Below are 18881 nucleotides of genomic sequence, written 5' to 3' on the forward strand. Positions count from 1 at the left end.
TGCATCATGCACTGAGCAATCAGGGAGAAGGTTATGAAGATCGCTTTCGATGTGGATGTCATTAGAGATTTAGGCATCACAAAGATGGTTCATCAGGTGGCTGACTGGGGCTACAAGTATATTGAGCAGTCGCCGCATCCGCAGATTAACCCTTTTTATAAGCACCCGAAGGCCAGCCGGGAAATTATGACGGAGTACAAAAACGCGCTGAAAGCCACCGGCGTGGAGATCTCCTCGTTTATCGTGGTTTATCGCTGGTCAGGCCCTGATGAGCTGCGTCGCCAGGCGGCAGTTAAAAACTGGAAACGCATGATTGAAATTGCGGTTGAGATGGGCGTACAGGTTATCAATACCGAGCTGTCCGGTAATCCGAACGAGCCGGAGATTTGCGAAGAGATGTTCTATCGCTCAATGGAAGAGCTGCTGCCGATCGTAGAGCGCGAAGGGATCCGCCTTGAAATTCAGTCACATCCGTGGGATTTCTGCGAGCGCAACAATGAAACCGCCGACATCGTTAAGTCATTCCGCAGCGAGAACGTTAAGTATGTCTACAGCGTGCCGCACACCTTTTTCTATGACAACGGCAAAGGCGATGTAAAAAGCATGCTGGAGTACGTGGGCGACGATCTCTCACACGTACTGATTGCCGATACCATGAATCACACCAAACACTGCCGTTATATCGTCAACCCGCCGGGCGTTGATGCCGCAGTGCATCAGCACGTTGGCGTGGGTGAAGGCGAGGTGGATTTCACCGCGCTGTTTAAAACGCTGCGTGAAATGGACTTTGCCAGCCGCAGCTGGAAAGTGGGCGGCGAGTCGATTATTACCCCGGCGCTGTTTGGTTACCCGGAAAAGATGAAGTATCAGGCGGTGGAAACGCGCGAACTGATAGAGCGCGAACTGCTGGGCAAATAGGGTGGTTAGCTCCGTTGGAGCCTGACCGCATGACGGCTAAAGGCCGCCGTACCGAATCGGGAATGCATCATGAACAAAGATAACGTAAAGCTGGCGATTGCGCCGATTGGCTGGACCAATGACGATATGCCAGAGCTGGGGAAAGAGAATACTTTTCAGCAGACCGTAAGTGAAATGGCGCTGGCTGGCTTTAGCGGCAGTGAAGTCGGCAGCAAATATCCACGCGATCCGGCAGTATTAAAACCCATGCTGGAGATCCGTGGCATTGAGATCTGTAACGCCTGGTTCAGCACTTTTTTCGCCAATGGCGAAAAGGCGAAAACCATCGATGAGTTCATCAACCATATGAATTTTCTGCATGCGATGGGCGCGAAAGTTATCGGCTGCTCTGAGCAAAGTAAAAGCATTCAGGGTACTTCGCTGGCGGTGTTCGAGCATAAGCCGGTGTTTACTGATGAAGAGTGGTGCTTAACCGCAGAAGGGTATAACGAGCTGGCAAAAATCGCCGCTGAGAAGGGAATGCAGGTTTGCCTGCATCATCATATGGGCACCGGCATTCAAACGCCGGCTGAAATCGACCGCTTCCTGGCGTTAACGAATGATGATGTCTATCTGCTGTACGATACTGGTCATCTTTACTATTCAGAAAATAGTGAGCAGGCGATGCTGGCGGTGCTGGAAAAACATCTGTCACGCATCAATCATGTACACCTGAAGGATGTGCGTGATGAGGTGGTGGCAGAAGTGCGTAAGCAACAGCTCTCTTTTCTGGATGGCGTTAAGCGCGGCACCTTTACGGTACCCGGCGACGGCGTGATTGATTTTAAACCGGTATTTAAGCTGCTGGATGACGCGGGCTACTGCGGCTGGATGGTGGTGGAGGCGGAGCAAGATCCTGCGTTGGCCAATCCTTTTGAATATGCGGTAAAAGCCCGCAAATATATTCGTGAGACAGCAGGAATTTAACTTAGCGAGCAGGCCTCACGCCTGGTTTGCGTGATAAAAAAACGCCGCCATTATCTGGCAGCGTTTTTTATCTCAACTTTTGGCGCGGCTTATTTCAACGTAATAGTGTTGATAATGTTTTCAGCCTGGGTCTGCGCCTGCTGCTGATTGCCAGCCGGTAGGGTAATTTGCAGCGTCAGGAGTTTGCCTTCGGTCTTCGCTAATACCACCGAGGACCATGCGGTTTGATTATTGGCGGAAATCACCGTGTCCAGCTGCTGTGCCGCTTCACCTTTCAGGTTAATCGCCTTGTTGGTTACCACCTGAAGCTGTGGATCGCGGTTGCGCTGCTGCTGTTCCAGACGCTGAGCCAGAACGTCCAGCCCTTCATTTGTTGCGTCGCCTTCAATCACGATAATGGCACGCTGACCGCTTTCATCAGCATAAACGTGCATATTATTAGCCTGAGTGCCCAGCTTGCCGCTTTTATCCGACATTCCCGCAGGCAGATTAAAGCTCAGCTTGCCATCCATTAACGATACCGTCTGTGCTGCGGTGCTGGCGCTGGCACCATTATCGTCTGCCGTGGCCTTATCCTGCTGGTCGCAAGCGGCAAGGCCCACTACCAGTAAACCTATTCCAAGATATTTCGTAAGTTGACGCATCAGGTTCCCTTTTATTTATTTGCCTGGCAATACAAAGCTTAATACAAACCGAATCAGCGCGTAAAAGCAACCAATCGTATGTCACGATCTTAGACGCGCTGACGCCAGCTGGCTATTGCCGCTTAGCCGAAATTGTATTGTGCGCGTTGTGAGCGTTCCGCCATGCGCTTAAGCGCCGCGTTAAGCAGTACGCCATAGGCTGGCAAAAAGAAAACCATGCAGATTAGAACTTTAAAGCTGTAATCCACCAGCGCGATTTCCACCCAGTGCTTAGCCATAAAAGCATCGGTACTTTTGTAAAAAGCGATAAAGAAAAAGGCGATGGTATCGCTGATATTGCCTAAAAACATGGCACAGGCGGGTGCAATCCACCACTGGGGAAGCTGACGCAGTCGGTTAAAAACATGAACGTCCAGAACCTGTCCCAGCGCATAGGCCATAAAGCTGGCGCAGGCGATACGCGCAACAAACAGGTTTACCTCATGCAGCGCGCTTACTCCCTGCCAGCTCCCGTTATAAAACAGTGCAGAGATGGCATAGGAGATAAACAGCGCCGGAACCATGACCGATAAAATAATGCGGCGTGCCAGCGGTGCGCCAAAAATACGCACGGTCAGATCGGTAGCCAGAAAGATAAATGGGAAGCTGAAAGCGCCCCAGGTTGTATGGAAGCCAAAAACAGAAATAGGCAGCTGTACCAGATAATTACTGGAGGAGATAACCAGAATATGAAACAGGGAAAGCCAGACAAGCGCATGCTTCCGCTGGCGCGGTGTAAAGGAGATCATAATTTACCTTTTTACGTTGGGGTGAGGGAACCCATTGTTAAATCAGCGTAATCGCATTTTTGCTGCTGACGCAGCGGAACGCGTTACTTTATGTACAGGCTTCCAAAAGTCCTGGTTACCTGTACGCTGACGATGTTGCCTGCCTGTCGATACAGGAGAGCGGCGGCATCTTACCGCGTTGTTTCCGCATTGCAATGGTTAATTTTAACGCAAACGTTCACCTTTAGCCGATCGCTTGCGCAACAGAATGCCGGGGGTAGAATAGGGCACAACAGACTTCCGCTATTGAGACAATTATGAGCGATCGCTTCGATAACCCAGATCAAACCCTGGATGCGCTTGGGCTACGCTGCCCGGAACCGGTAATGATGGTGCGCAAAACCGTGCGTCATATGCAGGATGGAGAAACGCTGCTGATTATTGCTGACGATCCGGCGACAACCCGTGACATTCCTGGCTTCTGTCGCTTTATGGAGCATACGCTGGTGGCGCAGGAAACGGATGAAAAGCCCTATCGCTATCTGCTGCGTAAGGGCCTTTCCTGACGGTCAGAAAAACAGCTTCGCCAGCTCCGCGCCCGGTTCAGCGGCGCGCATAAAGGCTTCGCCAACCAGGAAGTTATTGACGCCCGCCTGACGTAGCCGCTGAACATCCTGGACCGTGCCAATGCCCGACTCAGTGACAACCAGACGATCCGCTGGCAGCTGCGACAGCAGGCCAAGCGTGGTATCAATGGAGGTTTCAAAACTGCGCAGATTGCGGTTGTTAATGCCAATCAACGGCGTGGTCAGGTTTAGCGCCCGCTCCAGCTCATGACCATCATGTACTTCAACCAGCACCGCCATGCCCAACTGATGCGCGTGCGCTTCCAGCTCCTGCATCTGGCTATCTTCCAGTGCAGCGGCGATTAACAAAATGCAGTCAGCGCCCATGGCTCGCGCTTCTTCAACTTGCCAGCTATCAATCATAAAATCTTTACGCAGCACCGGCAGCGAGCACGCCGCGCGCGCCTGCTGTAAATAGTCTTCGCTGCCCTGAAAAAACTGCACGTCGGTTAACACGGAGAGACAGGCCGCGCCGCCCTGCTGATAGCTTTCAGCAATCCCGGCGGGATTAAAATCCGCACGGATTAGCCCTTTCGACGGACTGGCTTTTTTTACCTCGGCGATGATGCCCGGCTTGCCCTGCTGGTTATGCTGACGCAGCGCAGCGATAAAATCACGCTGAGTCTGCGCACGGGCGCGATCGCGCAGCGTGCTAAGCGAGGAAACACGCTTTGCCGCGTCGATCTCCTCACGCTTCACCGCCAGGATTTTATTTAAAATGTCAGACATGAGGCGCTTCCTTAACTGATGTGATGGCCTGGTTCATGCAGGCCGCTACGATGTTTTAATGCTTTCCCATGCCAGGCGCAAGCTTCAGCGCTTGCGCAACAGGCGCAGCGCATTGGCGGTGACCAGTGCGGTCGCGCCGCTGTCCGCCAGCACTGCCAACCACAGGCCGGTCAGGCCAAGCAGTGTGGTCACCAGCAGCAGCGCTTTCAGCCCAAGCGCGATAGCGATATTTTGCCGAATATTGGCCTGAGTGGCGCGCGCCAGGCGAATCATCGCCGGCAGCCCGGTTAAGCGATTATGCGTTAAGGCGGCATCGGCTGTTTCCAGTGCCACATCGCTGCCGCTGCCCATTGCAATGCCCAGCGTGGCCGCTTTCATCGCCGGCGCATCGTTAATACCGTCACCAACCATCGCCACCGCCTGAGCCTCACTGAGCTGCCGGATCGCCGCAACTTTATCTGCGGGTAACAGCCCTGCCCGATACTCCAGTCCGATCTCTGTGGCGATTGCGGCGGCGGCGCGAGGGTTATCACCGGTCAGCATCACTGCTTTTACGCCAAGCTGTTGCAGCTCAGCCAGCGCTGGTCGCACATCTTCCCGTAGCGTATCGCGTAGCGCCAGCAGGCCAAGCGGCTGCTGTTCTTTATAAATCACCACTACCGTTTTGCCAGAGCGCTCCAGCGCGTCAATCCGCGCCGCCAGCGCATCCGGCAGGCCCGGCAAGGGCGCTGTTAATAACCAGCGTTGTCCGTTGATATGCGCTTCGATACCGCGCCCTGCCAGAACCCGCTGATCTTGCGCCTGCGGCAGCGGCTGATTCAGCTGACGTGCCTGCGCGACAATCGCCAGCGCCAGCGGATGGGTCGCGCCCTGTTCGACCGCTGCGGCATGCAGCAAAAGCGGCGCATGCTCCATCTCAGCCAGCGGAATAATATCGGTGAGTTCTGGTTTGCCCTGGGTCAGGGTGCCGGTTTTATCAAAGGCCAGCAGACGGATGCCGCCCAGTTTTTCCAGCGCCGCGCCGCCTTTAATCAGCGCGCCGCGTCGGGCTGCGGCGGCCAGACCAGAAGTAATCGCTGCGGGCGTAGAGATAACCAACGCGCACGGGCAGCCAATCAATAACAGCGTCAGCCCTTTATAGATCCAGGTTTGCCAGTCGGCAGCCAGCAGCAAAGGCGGCAGCAGAGCCACCAGCAACGCCAGCAGCATAACCAGCGGCGTATAGATGCGACTGAAGCGATCGAGGAAGCGTTCAAGCGGCGCTCGATGCGCCTCAGCCTCTTCGATCAACTGTAAAATGCGGTCAATGGCGCTTTCCCCTGGCAGGGAGACCACTGAAAGCCTGACCTGATGATCTATGCTGATACAGCCTGCCGCAATCACGTCACCCTGCTGATGTTCCGTGGGAATGGATTCACCGGTTAACGCGCTTTCATCAAAGCTGGCAAACGAGGAAAGCAGGCGGGCATCGGCAGGCAGACGTTCTCCTGCCGCAACGTCGATAACATCACCGGGACGCAGCATGCTGGCGGCAATCTCTTCCCGCTGGTCGTTACGTACGCGAATCGCTTTATCCGGCTTGAGCGCCATCAGTGCGGTAACGCCGCGCCGCGCACGGTTGGCGGCGATGCCTTCCAGCCGCTCGCCCAGCAGAAAGAGCAGCAGCACCATTGCCGCTTCGGCGCTGGCGCCGATAAACAGCGCGCCGACTGCCGCAACCGTCATTAAGGTCTCAATAGCGAAAGGGTTGCCGTTGCGCGCCTGTTGCCAGGCTTTTCGGCTAATCGGCCAGAGCCCGACCAGCGTGGTAGAGATAAACGCTGTCTGACTCCATGTTGGCCAGATAGCGTACAGTAGCCAACTCGCCAGCATCAGCAGGCTTATTACCAGTAGCAGGCGATTTTCCTGCCAGAACCCTGCTGATGTCTCTGCAGGCGCAGAGGCATCCTGCAAATAAAAACCGGCCTGCTTTACCGTGTTTTCCACCTCGGCTTTGACGTCTCTTTCTGCATGAATCAATAACGTCTGCGTGGCGAACAGCACCTGCACATCATGTACGCCAGCCAACACGCTGACCGCGTTTTCCACTTTGCGTGCACAGTTAGGGCAGTCCATTCCATTAATGATCCAACGATAGCGCGAACCGGCTGCCGGACCTGGCGCTGGCGCGCAAACCGAACTGTCGGCACAGCATTTCTGTTGACAGGATGGTGCGGTGTCTGAAGTGGACGAAGCCGGGGATAGGGTAAACTGGCCCGTCTGCAGCGGGGCTTTACCTTGTCTGTGGTTAAGGCGGAGGGCGGCCCTGGATGGCCCGGGACCGCAGGTAGAAGGTTTGCTCATTGCGCCTCCTTAATGATGCAGCAAATAAACTTAGCTGCATCCTACACTCTGGAGCTACCTCCAGAGTCAAGAGGCAATATCATGGTCAGTACAGCCAAAGCGAGCGGGCAACCATAAAGTGACCGGCGAAATAGCAGGCGGCGATAATGGCGTTATCCGCCGTAAAACGCTTGCGATAGTGGCTGATAAACCAAACCAGATTAGCCAGCGTCAGCAGTGTCGCCCCTGCCATCAATGAAAAGCTGTAATCGGTAGGCCGGAAATAATAAAGCTCTGCTGCCAGCCAGTTCATGACCAGCGTCATGCCGATAAAGGTACATACCGGCCAGCGCAGCTCTTCCAGTCGCGACCAGATCACGCCGATCCAGACAATGCCCACAATCAGCAGCGTCAGCGGGATAGGCCAGAAAAAGCTCATGGTCATATGGCTGGCGAAATTGATGGTATACAGCAGGTGCGCAAGAAAGAATGCTCCCAGCGCATACATCATGCGCTGGCGCGGCAATAGCGTTAACGCATCACCTACCATGGTTGCCAGCAGACCCAGCAGGATCAGGTAGTCGGTGGGATTCCGTGTGGGTGCCTGCCAGGCCCAGGCCAGCAGCAGCAGCAGGGTAACCGGTTTAAACAGCCAGCGCTGCCATTGCGGCCCGCGATAGGACGCATCGACATAGAGCCAGCCGGAAAAAAGTACTGCAAGAAACGACCAAATCATTACGTTGTCCTTTTTGAAAGGGGCGGCTTCCGCATCAGCCTGCAAGCGCAGCGCTCTGCCTGTCCGCCGTTGTGTTAACAACATCCTGCAATCAGTTTAGGTTAGCGGGGCGTAATGTGACAATGGAAGGGCGCTGGTTGTATCCTTGCCTGCAACAAAAAACGCAATTACCGGAGTCAGAGGCTGAGATGAGTAAGCCCCCATTAATTTTTATCATTGTGCTGGCGATCATTGCGGTGCTGGCTTCGCGTCAGTTCATTAAGCAACGACGCGAAAACGCGGTTAATGACGCTGCGCCGGTACGCCAGCTGTCGGTAGAAATTAAAAGTAAACGTGAGTTTCCGGCACCGAACCGACGTTCACGTCAGCGTGAAGTGATTGCCGGAGAGGAGATGCGCTATGAGGCCTGGTTTCAGCCATTAAACGGCGATAGCGATATTAAGCTGACGCTAAAAGAGCGTGATTACCATCAGCTGGATAAAGGCGTAAAAGGCGAACTTGAAGTGCAGGGCACCCGCTTTATCTCTTTTACGCCTGACCATCCTTAAGGCGTTATTGCCCAGGATAGTGTTTTTTCTGCCAGGCGAGCAGCTCAAACACGCCGAAAAAGAAGATCTTAATCTGGGTAATGCGGCTTAGCTTAACGCCATCTTTTGGCTGTGTGGCTTTCAGCAATACCAGCTGCAGGCCATGCATCAACACCATAAAAATCAGCGCAACGTTAACAAAATATGTCAGCGGTTTGGGAAAAGGGTGCACGATATTCAGCAACAGAAACGCCCAAACGAACACCATTAACAATCGACCCAGATTAAGCCACATCTTCCTGCTCCTGTGAGACGCCTGCGCGGCGATATAAGCGGTAGGCAACCTGCCCGGCGATTTTTTCCCGATGCAGCTGCCAGTTAACCGGCACCGGCGGCGCGCCGTTTTCTACTTCGCTTTCCACGTAAATCAACGCCTCATCAGCCAGCCAGTGATTGTTCTCCAGCAGCTGAAGCGTCTGCTCCAGCAGACCTTTGCGGAAAGGCGGATCGATAAACACGATGTGGTAGGGTTCGCCCTGCTGCGCCAGCCAGCTGAGCGCGTTGGTCTGGATCACCTGGGCATTGCTGGCTTTCAGCGTTTGCAAGTTTTGCGTCAGCTGCTGGGCTACCGGCTTTTCCAGCTCCAGCAGCGTCGCTGAACCGGCATAGCGTGACAGCGCCTCCAGCCCGAGCGCGCCGCTACCCGCGAAACAGTCCAGGCAACGCGCCTGCTGAATATCGGGTGCCAGCCAGTTGAACAACGTTTCGCGTACCCGATCGGTGGTAGGTCGCAATCCGGCGCTGTCCGGAACCGGCAGTTTTCGACCGCGCCACTGTCCGCCAATTATGCGGATTTGTCCGGCACCGCCCTGGGTTTTTTTATTCATGATGCTCACAACTCGTCATAATTTGTTGCGTAGTTTAACGGGCGAAAGCGGTGGAGGAAACGTTAAAAAGGGTGCTGGTGTTGCGCTCGCTGGAAAGTGTTAGACTAATGAATTCTTTATCAGGTTATTTTTTCAGCCCGGCGCAACAGACGACCGGATGAAAGCCATCGAGGAGTGTAGTCACACAATGGCAAAAGAGAAAAAGCGTGGCTTTTTTTCCTGGCTGGGTTTTGGTCGTGAAGAAACGCCTGCGCAGTCAGAAGAACAAAAAGAGACGTTAACGGATCAAGCGGAAAACGCGGCCGAAAACCCAGAGCCTGCGGCCGAAAAACCGGACGCCGGGAAGCTGGCTGCCGGGATCGTGGCGACAACTGAAGCCGTAGCGCGCGAAGCGCAGCCGCAAGAAGCGAAAACAGAGGCTGTTGCGTCAGCAGAAGAAGAGATCCTGCTGAAAGAGACGCAGCCGGTTGATGCCGTTGCGCCGGTGGAAGAAGAGCTCCTGCCGGAAGAGACGCAGCCGGTTGATGCCGTTGCGCCGGTGGAAGAAGAGCTCCTGCCGGAACAGACGCAGCCGGTTGATGCCGTTGCGCCGGTGGAAGAAGAGCTCCTGCCGGAAGAGGCGCAGCCGGTTGATACCGCTGTGCCGGTGGAAGAAGAGATCCTGCCGGAAGAGGCTCGGATTGAGCAGGTAGACGAAGTGCTGGCGCAAGAAACCGCGCCTGCCGAAGAGAAAGATGCCGTGGTTGCTGCGGAAGTTGCAGCAGCGGTAGCGCTGACCCCAACCGAAGAAGAACGGGATGAGGCGCCGCTTTCCGATGAGGAATTAGCCGCGCTGGCGCTGGCCGCAGCCCCGGAAGAAGAGACGGATGAAGCGCCGCTTTCTGATGAAGAACTGGCCGCGCTGGCGCTGGCTGCAGCCCCGGAAGAAGAGGCGGAGAGCGTTGCCGCGCCCGTTGAGCAGGAGCGTCCGACCAAAGAGGGCTTCTTTGCCCGCTTAAAGCGCAGCCTGGTAAAAACGCGGCAGAACCTCGGTTCCGGCTTTATCAGTCTGTTCCGTGGCAAAAAAATCGATGACGAACTGTTTGAAGAGCTGGAAGAACAGCTGCTCATTGCGGATGTTGGCGTCGATACCACGCAGCGCATTATCAGCAGTCTTACGCAGCAGGCAAACCGCAAACAGCTGCGTGACGCCGAGGCGCTCTATGGCCTGTTAAAAACGGAAATGGCCGAGATTCTGCATAAGGTTGAAGCGCCGCTGGATATGGCGGGCAAAACGCCGTTTGTTATTTTGATGGTTGGCGTGAACGGCGTGGGTAAAACCACCACTATCGGTAAGCTGGCGCGTCAGTACCAGGCCGAAGGCAAGTCGGTGATGCTGGCGGCGGGCGATACTTTCCGCGCGGCGGCGGTCGAGCAGCTACAGGTATGGGGCGAACGCAACCATATTCCGGTGGTGGCGCAGCATACCGGTGCGGATTCCGCCTCGGTGATTTTCGATGCGATCCAGGCGGCTAAAGCACGCGGCGTGGATGTATTGATCGCCGATACCGCAGGTCGTTTGCAGAATAAAGCGCATCTGATGGAAGAGCTGAAAAAAATCACGCGCGTAATGAAAAAGCTGGATGAAAACGCGCCGCATGAGGTGATGCTGACGATTGACGCCAGCACCGGTCAAAATGCGGTGAGTCAGACTAAGCTGTTCCATGAAGCAGTAGGTCTGACCGGGATTACGCTGACTAAACTGGATGGTACGGCAAAAGGTGGCGTCATCTTCTCCGTCGCAGACCAGTTTGGCATCCCGATTCGTTTTATCGGTGTTGGAGAAGGCATCGATGATTTACGGCCATTTAAGGCCGAAGATTTTATTGAGGCACTGTTTGCCCGAGAGGATTAACCAGGATGATTCGCTTTGAAGAGGTCAGTAAGGCTTATCTCGGCGGTCGGCAAGCGCTGCAAGGAGTAGATTTTCATCTGCATCCGGGCGAGATGGCGTTTCTGACCGGCCATTCCGGCGCAGGGAAAAGTACCCTGTTGAAGCTGATTTGTGGCATTGAACGTCCCAGCGCGGGCCATATCTGGTTTAGCGGCCACGATATTAGCCGCCTGAAAAATAGCGAGGTGCCTTTTCTGCGCCGTCAGATCGGCATGATCTTTCAGGATCACCATTTGCTGATGGACCGCACGGTCTATGACAATGTGGCGATCCCGCTGATTATTGCCGGGGCGAGCGGGGAAGATATTCGCCGTCGCGTTTCGGCGGCGCTGGATAAGGTTGGCCTTCTCGACAAAGCGAAAAACTTTCCGATTCAGCTTTCGGGCGGCGAGCAGCAGCGCGTTGGGATAGCACGCGCCGTGGTTAACAAGCCTGCGGTGCTGCTGGCGGATGAGCCGACCGGTAACCTGGATGATGCGCTGTCGAATGATATTTTGCGGCTGTTTGAAGAGTTCAACCGCGTGGGCGTAACGGTGCTGATGGCTACGCACGATATGGGCTTAATTGGCCGCCGCAACTATCGGGTAATGACGCTCAGCAATGGAAGACTGCACGGAGGCGATCGTGGCTAATAAACGCAACAAGCGCGTACCGACGCCAAAAACCAAACAGCCGTCGAAAAGCAAAGCGCTGAAGGGCGGCTGGCAGGAGCAGTGGCGTTACGCCTGGCGCGGCACGCTCTCCGATATGTGGCGTCAGCCGTTGGCCACGCTGTTAACGGTGATGGTAATTGCCATCTCGCTGACGCTGCCCAGCGTCTGCTATATGGTATGGAAAAACGTCAGCCAGGCGGCGGAGCAATGGTATCCGGCACCGCAGCTGACGCTTTACCTGTCAAAAACGCTGGATGACAGCGCGGCGGAAAACGTTGTAGCGACGCTGAAGAAAGAGCCGGGCGTAGCGAAAGTTAACTATCTGTCACGCGAAGAGGCGTTGGGCGAGTTTCGTAACTGGTCAGGCTTTGGCGGCGCGCTTGATATGCTGGAGCAGAATCCATTGCCGGCGGTGGTGATCATTACCCCGGAAATGAATTTCCAGAACGAGAAAACGCTGCAAACGCTGCGCGATCGCGTGCAGCATGTTGAAGGTGTGGATGAGGTGCGCATGGACGATAGCTGGTTTGCGCGTCTGGCTGCGCTGACGGGCCTGGTCGGGCAGGTTGCGACCATGATCGGCATCCTGATGCTGGTGGCGGTATTTCTGGTGATCGGCAACAGCGTGCGCCTTAGCATCTTTGCCCGACGCGATACGATTAACGTGCAAAAGCTAATCGGCGCGACCGACGGCTTTATCCTGCGTCCTTTTCTGTATGGCGGTGCGCTGCTGGGGTTCGGCGGGGCATTGCTGTCACTGATTTTGTCTGAAATTTTGGTTTTCCGCCTTGAGTCGGTGGTTGCTCAGGTGGCAGCAGTGTTTGGCACGACTTTCCGCCTGAGCGGGCTGTCGTGGGATGAGAGCCTGCTGCTGCTGTTGCTGTCGGCGATGATTGGCTGGATAGCGGCCTGGCTGGCGACGGTACAACATTTACGTCGTTTTACGCCACAGTAGCGATTTTTTGGTATAATCTTCCTCTGCTGCATGACGTTTGTGCTGCAGAGGAAATCCGCTCGGATTTCTCCCTGTCTGTCACAATCATATCGTCCGTATCTTGTGTGTAAAATATTCACGTTGTAAATTGAACTTGTGGATAACTTCATTTTCTAATGAGGCAGCACAGATTGCTTTGGGGTTTCCTTGCTGATTCCTGTAACCTGGTGAATCGCGCAAAAGGGAATCGTGCGGCAATTTTAATAATTATGTGAGGGTTTGAATGACCAAAGAAATGCACACTTTAGCTATTGCTCCTCTTGGTAACCTGGAATCTTATATTCGGGCTGCCAACACCTGGCCGATGCTAACGGCAGAAGAGGAAAAAGCGCTGGCTGAACGGCTGCATTACCAGGGCGATCTGGATGCGGCTAAAACGCTGATCCTGTCTCACCTCCGCTTTGTTGTTCATATCGCTCGTAACTACGCGGGCTACGGCCTGCCGCAGGCGGATCTGATTCAGGAAGGCAATATCGGCCTGATGAAAGCGGTACGTCGCTTTAATCCTGAAGTTGGGGTTCGCCTGGTCTCGTTTGCTGTTCACTGGATCAAAGCGGAAATTCACGAATATGTGCTGCGTAACTGGCGCATCGTGAAGGTCGCGACCACCAAGGCACAGCGCAAACTGTTCTTTAACCTGCGTAAAACCAAGCAGCGTCTGGGCTGGTTTAATCAGGATGAAGTGGAAATGGTGGCGCGTGAGCTGGGCGTGAGCAGTAAAGATGTGCGCGAGATGGAATCGCGCATGGCCGCTCAGGATATGACTTTCGATCTGACCTCTGAAGATGAGTCAGGCGAAGGCAAAAGCATGGCCCCGGTGCTTTATCTCCAGGATAAAACCTCTGACTTTGCCGACGGCATTGAGGAAGATAACTGGGAAAACCATGCGGCTGATAAACTGAGCGACGCGCTACAGGGACTGGACGAGCGCAGCCAGCATATTATTCGTGCACGTTGGCTGGATGATGACAATAAAACCACGCTGCAGGAGCTGGCCGATAAATATGGCGTTTCGGCGGAGCGCGTGCGTCAGCTTGAGAAAAACGCGATGAAGAAATTGCGGATGGCAATAGAAGCGTAATGCTCTGTTGCGATCAGGGCGGCTTAACAGGCCGCCCTTTTTTATGGGTACCTTTCGGCGGCAGTAACTGCCTTCAGCAAAAAGCACGGCTTTACTCGACGTTATAGACCCAGCCGTCGGCCTGAGTACGAAAGCCGCAGGCCTGCATAAAGGCAGCAATAACCTGCTGATCGGCCTTGCCGTCATCAGCAATCCACCAGTGCGTCAGCGACGGATGCTGCGCTATCACTTCCTCGATCAAATAGTGGCCAACGCCACGTCGACGGGTCACCTCCCTGACTTCCAGCTTTGACAGCTCGCCCAGCGTACCGCGAATTTCTAATTCCACCGCTGCCAGCAACCGCTCATTAAAACGCGCGGCGTAAAGCCGATGATTTTCGTTTAGCTTTTTTTCCAGCGCATCACAGTCAACGCCAGGCCAAATCTTACCGAGATCAGTACGATCCTGCGCGCCCAGATGTTGCAGGCGAATAATTGTCAATTTCATGAAATAACCGGCCCCCTGGTTAAAAGACATATTGTAGCGAAAATGTTCAAAAAATGACGTGTAACTTTTTTTGTACGAAAACAAAGCAATCTGTTTGTTGCCACCCGCATATTCCGGGTAAACACTTAATACCAGCCACAGTGCCAGCATAATGCGCTGGGCGAACGGCTAAAATGCCACCATAACTGCCAGATGATTGTCCTGTAGCAAAGGCGATATTTTGATTATCTCAGTTGATTTACAGAATAAAATTCCTGTTTAATAGACTGAAAAATAAAGCCTTATTGATAAAAATGGCGTGAGTATATTCCTAACTCGTTAACATTAAACAAGTTTTGTTCTATAACCCGCCCAAAATAACCACAACGCACATCACAACAGTCACAACAGATGGGGAAGTCAGGATGAAGATAAGTAAAGGTCGCATAATGCTGGCAGGATGTATGGCGCTGGCTATGAGTCAGGCTGCGCTGGCGGAAGATGTTAAAGTCGCCATCGTTGGTGCGATGTCCGGTCCGGTCGCGCAGTACGGCGATATGCAATTTACCGGTGCTACCCAGGCGATTGCCGACATCAACGCCAAAGGCGGCATAAATGGCAATAAGCTGGTGGCGGTGAAATATGATGACGCCTGCGATCCCAAGCAGGCGGTCGCGGTTGCTAACAAAGTGATCAACGAAGGCATCCGTTATGTTATTGGTCATCTTTGCTCTTCTTCCACGCAGCCCGCTTCCGATATCTATGAAGACGAAGGCGTCCTGATGATTACGCCTGCCGCCACCGCAGCCGATCTGACTTCCCGTGGCTATCAGCTGATTATGCGCACCACCGGTCTGGATTCCGATCAGGGGCCGACTGCCGCCAAATATATTCTCGACACGCTTAAACCCCAGCGCATTGCCATCGTGCATGACAAGCAGCAGTACGGTGAAGGGCTGGCGCGCTCGGTACAGGAGAGCCTGAAAAAAGCCAATGCGCCAGTTGCGATGTTTGAAGGGATCACCGCAGGTGATAAAGATTTCTCTACGCTGATTGCGCGCCTGAAAAAAGAAAATATCGATTTCGTTTACTTTGGCGGTTACTACCCGGAAATGGGCCAGATTCTGCGTCAGGCACGCGCAGCTGGTCTGAAAACGCAGTTCATGGGACCGGAAGGAGTCGGCAACGCTTCTCTCTCTAATATCGCTGGCGCAGCGTCCGAAGGGATGCTGGTGACTCTGCCGAAACGCTATGACCAGGTAGAGGAAAACCAGCCGATTGTTAACGCGATCAAGGCTAAAAAGCTGGACGCTACCGGTCCGTTCGTCTGGACGACCTACGCGGCGCTGCAGTCGCTGGTTGCCGGTATAGAACGTAGCAAAAGCGAAGAGCCTGCGGATATCGCTAAAAACCTGAAAGAGGGCCAGCCGGTGCCGACCGTGATGGGCAACCTGAGCTGGGATCAAAAAGGTGACCTGAAAGGGTTTGAATTTGGCGTATTCAAATGGCACGCCGACGGCACCTCAACTGCCGTGAAATAAAGCGTACTCTGTAAGAGCCGGCAGTCCGGGGTCAGGCGTGCCTGACCCCTGTTCTATCCTGCACGTTGTGAAGACGGACGTTTTTTCGCTGCGGGAGTGATCTGCGCAGTTTTGTTGGGGTTTATCTTATGTCCGAGCAGTTTCTCTATTTTCTTCAGCAGTTGCTTAATGGCGTGACCTTAGGCAGCACCTACGCGCTGATCGCCATTGGCTATACCATGGTGTACGGCATTATCGGCATGATCAACTTCGCGCATGGCGAAGTGTATATGATCGGCAGCTATGTCTCGTTTATTGTGATTGCCGCCCTGATGATGGCTGGCATTGATGTCGGTTGGGTATTGATTGGTGCCGGTTTCCTGGCGGCAATCATGATCGCCAGCGCTTATGGCTGGAGCATTGAGCGTGTCGCCTACAGGCCGGTGCGCTCCTCGAAACGCCTGATTGCACTGATCTCTGCCATCGGTATGTCTATCTTCCTGCAAAACTATGTCAGCCTGACGCAGGGCTCGCGCGATCTCGCCTTGCCGGGCCTGGTCAGCGGGCAAATAACGCTGGGCGAGAGCAATGGGTTTGCCGCTACCATCAGCACCATGCAGGTGATTATCTGGCTGGTAACCTTCCTCGCCATGCTGGCGTTGACGCTGTTTATCCGCTATTCACGCATGGGCCGCGCCTGCCGCGCCTGCGCGGAAGATTTAAAAATGGCCAGTTTGCTGGGGATCAACACCGACCGGGTGATTTCCCTGACCTTTGTGATCGGCGCGGCGATGGCGGCGGTTGCAGGCGTGCTGCTGGGGCAGTTTTATGGCGTCATTAACCCCTATATCGGCTTTATGGCGGGCATGAAGGCCTTTACCGCTGCGGTACTGGGCGGCATCGGCAGTATTCCCGGCGCGATGCTGGGCGGCCTGGTGTTAGGCATCGCCGAAGCGCTGACCTCCGCCTATTTCAGCACCGAATATAAAGATGTGGTCTCTTTTGCGCTGCTGATCGTGGTGCTGCTGGTGATGCCGACGGGGATCCTGGGTCGTCCGGAGGTAGAAAAAGTATGAAGCCCGCTCACTTTTTTAATGCCGTTATTTCGGCGCTGATGCTGTTGATACTTGCCGCATTCTTTATGGGCATGCGTCTTAATCTCGACGGTACGCGGCTGGTGGTCAACAATGCGGGCAGCGTGCGCTGGAGCTGGATCGCCATCGGCTGCGGCGTGGTGTTTGTTTTCCAGCTGCTGCGTCCACTGGTGGGACGCCGCCTGAAACGTAGCGGCCATAGCGGTTTTGTGCTGCCGAGCTTTGACGGCAGTACGCCAAAGCAGAAGCTACTGGCGCTGCTGCTTATCGCGGCGGCGGTTATCTGGCCGTTTATCGTCTCACGCGGCACGGTGGACATTGCCACGCTGACGCTGATTTACGTCATGCTTGGGCTGGGACTGAACGTAGTGGTAGGGCTTTCCGGCCTGCTGGTACTGGGCTATGGCGGATTTTACGCCATCGGTGCTTATACCTTTGCCTTGCTTAACCACTATTACGGGCTGGGCTTCTGGCAATGCTTGCCGCTGGCGGGGCTGGTTTCCGCACTGTTTGGCCTGCTGCTGGGCTTTCCGGTACTGCGCCTGCGCGGCGATTATCTGGCGATCGTTACGCTCGGGTTCGGCGAGATTGTCCGTATTCTGCTGTTAAACAACACCGCTATTACCGGTGGCCCGAACGGTATCAGCCAGATCCCCAAGCCCACCTTTTTCGGCCTGGAGTTTAATCGCAGCCCGCGTGACGGCGGCTGGGATACGTTTCACCACTTCTTCAACCTGAAATATGACCCCAGCGACCGCATTATCTTCCTTTATCTGGTAGCGCTGTTGCTGGTGGTGCTGACGCTGTTTGTCATCAACCGTCTGCTGCGCATGCCGCTGGGCCGCGCCTGGGAAGCGCTGCGTGAAGATGAAATCGCCTGTCGCTCTTTGGGCCTCAGCCCAACGCGCATCAAGCTCACCGCTTTCACCATCAGCGCCGCATTTGCTGGTTTTGCCGGCAGCCTGTTTGCCGCTCGTCAGGGCTTTATCAGCCCGGAATCCTTTACCTTTGCCGAATCGGCCTTTGTACTGGCGATTGTGGTGTTGGGCGGCATGGGCTCGCAGTTTGCGGTGATTCTGGCGGCGATCCTGCTGGTGGTTTCGCGTGAGCTGATGCGTGACCTGAATGAATACAGCATGTTAGTGCTGGGCGCGCTGATGGTGCTGATGATGATTTGGCGTCCGCAGGGATTATTGCCGATGCAGCGTCCGCATCTGAAGCTGAAGCGCGATCAACAAGGAGAGCAGGCATGAGTCAGCCTTTATTAACGGTGGAAGGCCTGATGATGCGCTTTGGCGGCCTGCTGGCGGTCAATAACGTGGCGCTGGAGCTGCATCCGCAAGAGATCGTGTCGCTGATTGGTCCTAACGGGGCGGGCAAAACCACGGTGTTTAACTGCCTGACTGGTTTTTATAAGCCGACCGGCGGATCGATTCGCTTAGGCGATCGCCAGCTGGCCGGGTTGCCGGGCCAACAGATTGCACGCATGGGCATCGTGCGTACCTTCCAGCACGTCCGCCTGTTTCGCGAAATGACGGTGATCGAAAACCTGCTGGTGGCACAGCATCAGCATCTGAAAAGCGGCCTGTTTGCCGGCCTGTTGAAAACGCCTGCTTTCCGGCGTAGCGAAAACGAAGCGCTGGATCAGGCCGCCAACTGGCTACAGCGTGTTGGGCTGCTGGAGATGGCTAACCGGCAGGCGGGCAATCTGGCCTACGGTCAGCAGCGTCGGCTGGAAATTGCCCGTTGTATGGTAACGCGTCCGGAAATTCTGATGCTGGATGAGCCTGCGGCGGGCCTTAACCCGAAAGAGACCCATGAGCTGGATGAGCTGATTGCGGAGCTGCGCGGCGAGCATAAGGTCACGGTGCTGCTTATTGAGCATGATATGAAGCTGGTAATGGGTATTTCCGATCGCATCTATGTGGTTAACCAGGGAACGCCGCTGGCAAACGGCACGCCGGAAGAGATCCGTAACAATCCGGACGTGATCCGCGCATATTTAGGTGAGGCATAAA

20 protein-coding genes are annotated in these 18881 nt (G+C 54.7%); 12 read left to right on the forward strand and 8 right to left on the reverse strand.

From position 1 onward, the window contains the following. Window positions 1-33: 33 nt before the first annotated feature. Window positions 34-918 (forward strand): sugar phosphate isomerase/epimerase family protein, encoded by an 885-nt coding sequence (locus ACQE32_RS12145; protein WP_250651468.1) that lies wholly within the window; start codon window positions 34-36, stop codon window positions 916-918. 69 nt (window positions 919-987) lie between these two features. Next, a complete protein-coding gene (gene iolE, locus ACQE32_RS12150) occupies window positions 988-1884 on the forward strand; it encodes a myo-inosose-2 dehydratase (RefSeq protein WP_427021848.1) in 897 nt (298 codons plus the stop codon). Between the two features lie 89 nt (window positions 1885-1973). On the opposite strand, the gene ACQE32_RS12155 is transcribed toward iolE, so the two are convergent. Then, complete coding sequence (locus ACQE32_RS12155) at window positions 1974-2528, reverse strand: DcrB family lipoprotein (RefSeq protein WP_250651470.1); 555 nt, start codon at window positions 2526-2528, stop codon at window positions 1974-1976. Between the two features lie 122 nt (window positions 2529-2650). Continuing rightward, entirely contained in the window at window positions 2651-3316 is a 666-nt protein-coding gene (locus ACQE32_RS12160) for a 7-cyano-7-deazaguanine/7-aminomethyl-7-deazaguanine transporter (RefSeq protein WP_426973990.1), read from the reverse strand. Window positions 3317-3612: 296 nt separating this feature from the next. Between ACQE32_RS12160 and tusA the strand changes: the two genes are divergently transcribed. After that, window positions 3613-3861 carry a sulfurtransferase TusA gene (gene tusA / locus ACQE32_RS12165; RefSeq protein WP_085068686.1) on the forward strand — a complete coding sequence of 83 codons (249 nt, stop codon included), beginning with the start codon at window positions 3613-3615 and terminating at the stop codon, window positions 3859-3861. Between the two features lie 3 nt (window positions 3862-3864). Here tusA and trpC read toward each other — a convergent pair whose 3' ends face one another. From trpC to ACQE32_RS12180, 3 genes are all read right to left on the reverse strand, one after another. After that, window positions 3865-4650: an indole-3-glycerol phosphate synthase TrpC gene (gene trpC, locus ACQE32_RS12170; protein ID WP_427021849.1), complete on the reverse strand. Its 786-nt coding sequence runs from the start codon at window positions 4648-4650 to the stop codon at window positions 3865-3867. Window positions 4651-4734: 84 nt separating this feature from the next. Continuing rightward, on the reverse strand, window positions 4735-6993 hold the full coding sequence (locus ACQE32_RS12175) for a zinc/cadmium/mercury/lead-transporting ATPase (RefSeq protein ID WP_427021850.1): 2259 nt from the start codon (window positions 6991-6993) through the stop codon (window positions 4735-4737). An 85-nt stretch (window positions 6994-7078) separates the two neighbouring features. Beyond that, on the reverse strand, window positions 7079-7708 hold the full coding sequence (locus tag ACQE32_RS12180) for a lysoplasmalogenase (protein WP_426973993.1): 630 nt from the start codon (window positions 7706-7708) through the stop codon (window positions 7079-7081). A 188-nt stretch (window positions 7709-7896) separates the two neighbouring features. On the opposite strand from ACQE32_RS12180, the gene ACQE32_RS12185 reads away from it, so the two are divergent. After that, entirely contained in the window at window positions 7897-8256 is a 360-nt protein-coding gene (locus ACQE32_RS12185) for a DUF2500 domain-containing protein (protein ID WP_427021851.1), read from the forward strand. Between the two features lie 4 nt (window positions 8257-8260). Here ACQE32_RS12185 and ACQE32_RS12190 read toward each other — a convergent pair whose 3' ends face one another. Together ACQE32_RS12190 and rsmD are read right to left on the reverse strand one after the other, a co-directional pair. Further along, window positions 8261-8530 carry a DUF1145 family protein gene (locus tag ACQE32_RS12190; protein ID WP_250651475.1) on the reverse strand — a complete coding sequence of 90 codons (270 nt, stop codon included), beginning with the start codon at window positions 8528-8530 and terminating at the stop codon, window positions 8261-8263. Beyond that, the gene (rsmD, locus tag ACQE32_RS12195) at window positions 8520-9122 is read right to left on the reverse strand and encodes a 16S rRNA (guanine(966)-N(2))-methyltransferase (RefSeq protein WP_427021852.1); all 603 of its coding nucleotides are present in this window, start codon (window positions 9120-9122) and stop codon (window positions 8520-8522) included. Before rsmD ends, ACQE32_RS12190 begins: the two co-directional genes overlap by 11 nt. Window positions 9123-9309: 187 nt before the next feature. On the opposite strand from rsmD, the gene ftsY reads away from it, so the two are divergent. From ftsY to rpoH, 4 genes are all read left to right on the forward strand, one after another. Then, complete coding sequence (gene ftsY, locus ACQE32_RS12200; protein WP_427021853.1) at window positions 9310-11016, forward strand: signal recognition particle-docking protein FtsY; 1707 nt, start codon at window positions 9310-9312, stop codon at window positions 11014-11016. A 5-nt stretch (window positions 11017-11021) separates the two neighbouring features. Further along, window positions 11022-11687, forward strand: a complete 666-nt coding sequence (ftsE, locus tag ACQE32_RS12205) for a cell division ATP-binding protein FtsE (RefSeq protein ID WP_249893001.1) — start codon at window positions 11022-11024, stop codon at window positions 11685-11687. Beyond that, entirely contained in the window at window positions 11680-12663 is a 984-nt protein-coding gene (ftsX, locus tag ACQE32_RS12210) for a permease-like cell division protein FtsX (RefSeq protein WP_427021854.1), read from the forward strand. The genes ftsE and ftsX overlap by 8 nt, the downstream gene beginning before the upstream one ends. Before the next feature lie 262 nt (window positions 12664-12925). Then, window positions 12926-13783, forward strand: coding sequence for an RNA polymerase sigma factor RpoH (gene rpoH / locus ACQE32_RS12215; RefSeq protein ID WP_249893003.1), 858 nt, complete (start codon window positions 12926-12928; stop codon window positions 13781-13783). Window positions 13784-13874: 91 nt separating this feature from the next. Here rpoH and panM read toward each other — a convergent pair whose 3' ends face one another. After that, a complete protein-coding gene (panM, locus tag ACQE32_RS12220; protein ID WP_427021855.1) occupies window positions 13875-14270 on the reverse strand; it encodes an aspartate 1-decarboxylase autocleavage activator PanM in 396 nt (131 codons plus the stop codon). Between the two features lie 404 nt (window positions 14271-14674). Here panM and ACQE32_RS12225 point away from each other — a divergent pair, with 404 nt between their 5' ends. From ACQE32_RS12225 to livG, 4 genes are all read left to right on the forward strand, one after another. After that, complete coding sequence (locus tag ACQE32_RS12225) at window positions 14675-15790, forward strand: branched-chain amino acid ABC transporter substrate-binding protein (RefSeq protein ID WP_426981269.1); 1116 nt, start codon at window positions 14675-14677, stop codon at window positions 15788-15790. 128 nt (window positions 15791-15918) lie between these two features. Further along, window positions 15919-16845: a high-affinity branched-chain amino acid ABC transporter permease LivH gene (gene livH, locus ACQE32_RS12230; protein WP_427021856.1), complete on the forward strand. Its 927-nt coding sequence runs from the start codon at window positions 15919-15921 to the stop codon at window positions 16843-16845. Beyond that, window positions 16842-18116, forward strand: a complete 1275-nt coding sequence (locus ACQE32_RS12235) for a high-affinity branched-chain amino acid ABC transporter permease LivM (protein WP_427021857.1) — start codon at window positions 16842-16844, stop codon at window positions 18114-18116. The genes livH and ACQE32_RS12235 overlap by 4 nt, the downstream gene beginning before the upstream one ends. Then, window positions 18113-18880 carry a high-affinity branched-chain amino acid ABC transporter ATP-binding protein LivG gene (gene livG, locus ACQE32_RS12240; RefSeq protein ID WP_250651481.1) on the forward strand — a complete coding sequence of 256 codons (768 nt, stop codon included), beginning with the start codon at window positions 18113-18115 and terminating at the stop codon, window positions 18878-18880. Before ACQE32_RS12235 ends, livG begins: the two co-directional genes overlap by 4 nt. Window position 18881: the final 1 nt, after the last annotated feature.

This window comes from Pantoea sp. FN0302, from assembly GCF_050113775.1.
Classification (GTDB): Bacteria; Pseudomonadota; Gammaproteobacteria; order Enterobacterales; family Enterobacteriaceae; genus Mixta; species Mixta alhagi.